We start from the raw sequence: 2,497 nt of genomic DNA, 5'->3' as shown, positions 1-2,497 counted from the left end.
TGCTGCACGGTGTCGCGCAGCGCCGCCAGCGACCCGCCCAGCTCGTCCAGTCGAGCGCGCAGGCCCGCCGTCTCGGCCCGCAACGTTGCGCACTCGTCGCGCACGGTGCCCAGCTCGCCCCGGAGCTCGGCGCGCAGCCCCGCGATCTCGCCGCGCAGCTCCTCCGTCTCGGCGCGCACCTCCTCCGTGCGCAGCCTCGCCTGCTCGAACCAGGGCGAGACCAGCTTGTGCACGGCCTCGCGCAGGGCGGTGCCGCCCCGCCCGAAGCGGGAAGGAGCTGAGGAGGGGTCCTGGAGGAAGTCGTGGTCAGTGCTCATCGTCGTGATCCCGTCCGGAGAGGCTGCGGTGGAGCACGTCCATCGCCCGCTCGTCCTTGTCCATGATGTCGGCCTCGACCGTGGTGTCGGCGAGGCGCTCGGCGAGGCTCCCCGGCCTGCCACGCCGCTCGAGGGAGGCCTCGATCAGCTCGACCGAGCGCTCGAACGAGAGCGGACCGCGTGCGGCGGCGCGACCCCGGCGGCCGAGAGCCTCGAGGTCGGTGGCGCCACTCACCACGTCGCGCATGGCCGCGAGCAGGGCGGGTGCGGAGCGGGTGATCTTGACGCAGTCCACGCCGTCGATCAGGAACTCCGCGACTCCGCTCGCCGCGGTCACGATGGGCACGCATCCGGCCGCCGCCGCCTCGACGGGAGCCACGCCGAACGGCTCCCCCGCCCATGTCGGGAACAGGAAGGCGTCAGCCCGCTCGTGCGCCGAGAGCACCTCGTCGCGCGGAGTCGCACCGTGGAACTCGACCAGGCCGTCGAGCCCCGCCTCCGCCGCCCGTGCCCGCCAGCCGTCGACATCACCGTCTCCGTAGAGGTCGACGCGGAACGCGCGGGTCTCGGCGGCGAGGACGGCCGCCGCCTCCAGCACGAGCCCGACACCCTTGTGCTCGCCCAGCGAGGCGGCGAACGTGAAGCGGGTGACGCCTCCCTCGCGGTAGCGGCGGGGTTCGTCCGAATCGGGCGGCACGGTCACCCCGCGGCCGATCACCTCGACCTCGCCGAGGCTCAGCCCGCCGGCCTCGATCGTCTCGACGAGTGAGCGGCTCACGGCCACGATCTCGCCGCGGTCGAAGTGGTCGGGAGTCTGAGCCCCGTAGACGGCGAGCACGCGCTCGGGCAGACCATCGACCAAAGCGTTCGGGGTGCGGTCGCCGAGGTTCCACAGCCAGGGCGCGTCGACGGAGCGCAGCAGGTCGATCAGCGCGAGACCGCCGATGCCGAGCAGATTGAACGCGACCACGTGGGTCGGCGCGAAGTCGCGCAGCTCCTCCAGCAGGATGCGGGTGTTCTCGAAGCGCGACACCGCGCTCTCGTGGTGCATCAGCCGGGCGACCTCGGTGCCGGTCTGCGGCAGCGGAAAATAGGTGCGCAGGCTCAGCGTGCGGTGCACCTCGACGTCCGGTGACGCCGTCGGCTCGGGAGGGAGGTACGTCGGCGTGGTCAGCACCCGGACGGTGTGGCCGCGCGCGGCCATCGCCTCGGCGACGCGGGCGCAGGTCATCTCGTAGCCGCCGAGCACCTGGGGCGGGTAGAGGTTGCTCAGGAACAGCAGGCGCATCAGCCGACCGCCTCCCGCTCGGCCGCCGCCGCGGCGATCCGCGCCGCGACCTCGGGGATGTAGGCGGCGCGGGCCTGGCGGTCGTTCCCGCCGTCCCAGTAGTTGACGAGGTAGAGCCCGGTCTGCTGCGTCCGCGGCACGAAGGGGAAGAGCTGCGCGCGCGGCTCGATCTGCGCGACCCGATAGCCCGCGTCGACGGCGCGCACGTGCAGCCAGATGTCGTCGGCGTCGGGCGCGATGTCGCGGAAGGCCTCTCCGTGCGCGGCGATCTCCTTGAGCAGCGCGCTCGGGAGCAGCTGCCCCGAGACGGAGGTTCCGAAGACGTCCGCGGCGGCGCGGGTGTCGGCGACCGGCGTCCAGCTCGTGTACGGAGCGACCGCTCCGTCGGTCACCCCGACGCGGTGGGCGCGGTAGCAGAGCACCGTCTCGCGCGGGTAGCGGGAGCGCGCATCGAGGAGCCCGCGGAGCCAGGTGCTCGGGTAGACGATGTCGTCGTCGGAGGTGACGAGGTCGCGCTCGCCCGCACGCCCCGACAGCAGGTGCGGGTAGTACTTGGTGTGCACCCGGTAGCCGTCGACGAGGCGGACCTCGACTCCGCGGCGGCGGAGGCGGCGCAGCGGGGCGGGGAGGTCGGCGTGCAGCGCCGGATCGTCCAGCCAGAGCACGAGCCGGGCGGGGCGGGCCTCGCCCCGGGCGATCGACTCGAGGGCGACGTGCACCCGCTGGAGCCGCTCGCCGTGCGTGGTCATCGTGACGACGACGTCGCCGTCGGGGTCGACCGCGCTGCGGCGGGAGAAGCGGTTCGCGAGGGCGAGCACGAACAGTTCACGTCGGAACGCGAGCGAGGCCGGGTGGTCGATCGGCCGCGCGACGACGTCCTCGGAGTCTTCGG

General features: G+C 73.4%; 3 protein-coding genes. All 3 read right to left on the bottom strand.

What is annotated here, in order from left to right; genetic code table 11:
* Positions 1-317, bottom strand: a 317-nt coding sequence (locus tag ACH61_RS15005) for a hypothetical protein (RefSeq protein WP_201787623.1), incomplete at its 3' end; no start/stop codon positions are given.
* Positions 307-1,605, bottom strand: coding sequence for a glycosyltransferase family 4 protein (locus ACH61_RS15000; protein ID WP_068213595.1), 1,299 nt, complete (start codon positions 1,603-1,605; stop codon positions 307-309). The genes ACH61_RS15000 and ACH61_RS15005, both read right to left, overlap by 11 nt.
* Positions 1,605-2,497 (bottom strand): hypothetical protein (locus ACH61_RS17620; RefSeq protein WP_082845311.1); only part of this gene is annotated, 893 nt, incomplete at its 5' end. The genes ACH61_RS17620 and ACH61_RS15000, both read right to left, overlap by 1 nt.

This window comes from Rathayibacter tanaceti (genome assembly GCF_001634385.1).
In the GTDB taxonomy this organism is placed as follows: Bacteria; Actinomycetota; Actinomycetes; order Actinomycetales; family Microbacteriaceae; genus Rathayibacter; species Rathayibacter tanaceti.
Note: the sequence above shows the minus strand (reverse complement) of the source record. Positions and strands in the feature narration are given on the sequence as shown.